The organism is Acinetobacter sp. SwsAc6 (assembly GCF_013391565.1).
Taxonomy (GTDB): Bacteria; Pseudomonadota; Gammaproteobacteria; order Pseudomonadales; family Moraxellaceae; genus Acinetobacter; species Acinetobacter cumulans.
In genome coordinates, this window is record NZ_JACAXE010000059.1 from 1 (window position 1) to 3,633 (window position 3,633).

A 3,633-nucleotide genomic window follows, 5' to 3' on the forward strand; every position below is an offset into this window, starting at 1 on the left:
TTAAGTTCTTGGCAAATTCTTTGGCTAATGCCAGCATTGCTTCATCTTTCATGGTAAACACCTGTGTTGCCCCTAACAGCGTTGAGGGATAGTCTAAGCGTTTACACAGTTTTATTTACAGTCTCTGAATTATTGGTTAATCAAGTGACTGATCATAGTCGACAAATATTACATAGTTTGAACAGCAAATTAGTGAATATTCGACAAGCATTACCCGCGGAAGATCTTCACACTGTTGAGTCTTTCACTGCACTTTTTCAAATGACATCATCTTCACTCTCATTTAAAAATCAGTTGATTGCTATTCCATCCAAACAGTATCAACCTAAACAAGTATTACAGCAGTTGGAAGATGAGTTTTTAGCATTAAATGTAGATGTTGAAAATCTTGCACAGGATGTTAAATATTTGGAGCAGTTAATACGTAATGCACACAATCTGGAGTTCAACCAAGCCAACGAGTTAAAGCTCAGCAATGATATTCAAAAAAATGAAAATGATATGCGTCTGTTGGATGCTTTAGCATCGAATACGCAGCGTGCAAAGGAATTCACCATAGAAATTAACAGTTTAAATGAACAAAAAGAAAAATATGTAGAGCAGTTGAATGCGTACGAAATTCAATTTGACGATCTACGCAATCTGCAAGGAAATTGCCAATCGATTTTGGATCAACTTACAGACCAACATGATAAGTTTAAAAAAATAGTCGACTTCTTGGGGCATGCCTCGCAAATGTATGCGGTGCTACCTTCAACAGCAGCCGATCATCACGAATCACAACTCAATTCAACGGCTGTACACGACTTGTTTGAACAAGCGCATGGCTTAAGTGATTTGGCTAAACAATTAAAAGATAAATATAACCAGTTTGTCTTCAAATTTACCCAATTTTCCAATGAAGTACCCACGGCCGATATCGATTTAAATCGTGTATACATTCAACTCGATGAATTGGAACAAAGTTTTGAAATTTATCAAAATATGTTCGCAAATTTAGATTTAGAACATCAGCAATTTAAACATGCTGTACTTGGGCATAACGAAGAAATACGATCACAAGTGAATGAAATTAATGAGGCACAAGATCAACTGCATCGTGTTGTCGCCATGATTAACCAAAAAATTAATCATCATCAAATTTCCAATTTAACTGAAATTCGATTACAACTAGACACCGTTTCTGATTTCGATGCTTTAAAAAACACCTTAGAAAAACATAATATTTCGGGTGAAACATTAGCAGAGGAATCATTCTACTTATCGTTAATCGCTTTCTTTAATAAGCATCAAGACAAAGGTCGTTTGAAAATGGCCAATCTCATCGAATCCATCCAGTATCGTTATAAAATTGATGGACAAGAAGTCGTTAAATCACAATCTGGTGGAACGACTACGACAATTACTTCTTTTGTATTGGCTGTGCTTTTAAAAGAAATTCAAGTGATTGGCACGTCTGTGCGCATTCCAATTATTGTCGATGAAATATCAGCTTTAGATGCTGAAAATACGGCGTCTACTATTCAACAGATCGGAGAGCATGGTTTTTCAATCTTCTGTGCTACACCAGAATTGACGGCGTATTTGGTTTCAGAAGTGGGGCGCTATATTTACATTAATCAAAATGTCGCCAAGAACATTATGGAACCTGAGTGCCAGTGGAATATTATGCCGCACCATGTAAATCATTGGGGGACACATGAAGCTCAATCGTGACCTCATTATTAAAGCCATTATTGATGAAAAGAGTTATTTTTTAAGATTTATAGATTACATCAATGAGCATCATTCGGGTGGTGAGTTTCCTAAGAGCTTATATATTGATTTTTTTGAACGTCAAATTCGTAATCAAGCCAAACTTGACGCGACTAAAGCCAATCTCATTCAGCTCCTGAGCCTTGAATCCTTGATCGATAATCATATTTTTGCCGATTTTCCATCAACAGGACAATTGGTGCTCAATAAAACCGTACTTGATCTACTCAGTTTTCTAGACACGAAGCGTAGCCGGCAATTGGTGAATGCTCAGTTAGAAGACATGCGTAAACGTACCGTGGTTGTGGCACTTGATATACAACATGCTGAAGTCGGTAGCCAAAGCTATAAAGAAAATGTACTGAGTTTTAAATTACTACTGAATGAAATTCACAGTAAGGTGCAAGAAAACTGTACCGTTTTACAAAGTCGATTGGAAAGTTTTGCGGAAGAATATCGACTCTTTGAATTGGGCGAAAGCCAATTGACCATTCAAGATCTATATACGCAAGTCAACCAACTCTTTTTACGCAATGTGAAACCTTTTTTAGATTTTACTTCAACCGATCAAATTTTAACGGTGCAGTCTTTTCATGAGGCGGTCACTTCAATCATCGATTTTTTTGAAGGGCAATGCGACATTGAATTGGCATATCAACTCAGTTATCGACTCACTGCAATAACATCCTACTATAAAGATATTCAATTAATCTCTGAGCATATTAGCCGTTATTTACATCAAATTGGGCAAGATCGCTCAAGTTATTTGGCAATTGAAAATGCCTTTTCTGAATTGATGAATGCTTTAGAACCACTACGACACGGCGGTGCTAAAAATATTAAGCTTAAACCAGATGCTGAGTTTTTTGAACATTTAACGGTATTCGAAGGACTTGCTGACCATAAAAAGAAATATCAAGCAAAACTCAATTTGGAGCCAGAAAAGAGTCTATTTCCATTTGAATATTATTTAGAGCGTTTATATTCAAAGCCCTATAAAGAAACGCAAGTTATTGAACGTGTAGCGCTACCCAAAACTATACGTTTAGAAGAAACACGAAAAAAAATGATCATGAATTTAGTCGCGAATTTATCTTTACCGAACCAAATTGATGATATTTATTTGTATACGCATGAGCAACTTCAACAGCATTTAAATGATTATTCCCTCAAAGATATTTTGTTTGGTTTAGAGATGTTATTGCCTTTATTAAGAAGTGATTTCCACGGGCAACAACAAAGAGGGCGAGTTGAAGATCTACAGTATTATTTAGAATATTCTGTGCTTTCATGGCATAAAAAAGAGGTGATGCATGGTTAGTCTACAAAAAAGTGAACAGATCTTTAATACTTTAATGAATGGTCGAATCATCAATCGCGAAATCATTGATAATGATGTTTTAGTTGCAAATCCATTATTTAATGAAATTATGGACAACCTAGAAGTGTATAAAAAACAATATGAAATGAGTGGTTTCAAGTTTTTACATTCAGGGGATTATGTCTATATTACTGAAGATGAAAAGAATAAAACCGACATTGCCATGAAGGCACAAATTCTACTGCTATTGATTGGCAAATATCTGAATAACAATAATTACAGCCTACAAAAAATTAAACATTTGAATGTTGGTCTAACACGTTCAGACATTTTAGGTGTTCAGGCGATGCCAGAGACCATTGAATTGTTAAATCGAGCAGGCATGGGGGATGATGTTTTTGTTCAAATCAAAAATATATTGGTCGAACGTCGAGACTGTAAATAAAACTGTGTAAACGCTTAGACTATCCCTCAACGCTGTTAGGGGCAACACAGGTGTTTACCATGAAAGATGAAGCAATGCTGGCATTAGCCAAAGAATTTGCCAAGAACTTAAA

The 3,633-nt window shown here is 35.8% G+C and carries 3 protein-coding genes; all 3 read left to right on the top strand.

Features of this window, described 5'->3' with window-relative positions; genetic code table 11:
* Positions 1-144 precede the first annotated feature (144 nt).
* The 3 genes from HYG93_RS18960 to HYG93_RS18970 are packed head-to-tail and all read left to right on the top strand — an operon-like array spanning position 145 to position 3,521.
* Positions 145-1,716, top strand: a complete 1,572-nt coding sequence (locus HYG93_RS18960) for a hypothetical protein (RefSeq protein ID WP_178962782.1) — start codon at positions 145-147, stop codon at positions 1,714-1,716.
* A complete protein-coding gene (locus HYG93_RS18965) occupies positions 1,700-3,076 on the top strand; it encodes a hypothetical protein (protein ID WP_106986647.1) in 1,377 nt (458 codons plus the stop codon). Before HYG93_RS18960 ends, HYG93_RS18965 begins: the two co-directional genes overlap by 17 nt.
* Complete coding sequence (locus HYG93_RS18970; protein ID WP_178962783.1) at positions 3,069-3,521, top strand: hypothetical protein; 453 nt, start codon at positions 3,069-3,071, stop codon at positions 3,519-3,521. The genes HYG93_RS18965 and HYG93_RS18970 overlap by 8 nt, the downstream gene beginning before the upstream one ends.
* The last annotated feature ends 112 nt before the right edge of the window (positions 3,522-3,633 follow it).

Bases quoted from the DNA above. Each gene is read 5' to 3' on its own strand.
- HYG93_RS18965 (WP_106986647.1), top strand. From the start codon at position 1,700: ATGAAGCTCAATCGTGACCTCATTATTAAAGCCATTATTGATGAAAAG.
- HYG93_RS18970 (WP_178962783.1), top strand. From the start codon at position 3,069: ATGGTTAGTCTACAAAAAAGTGAACAGATCTTTAATACTTTAATGAAT.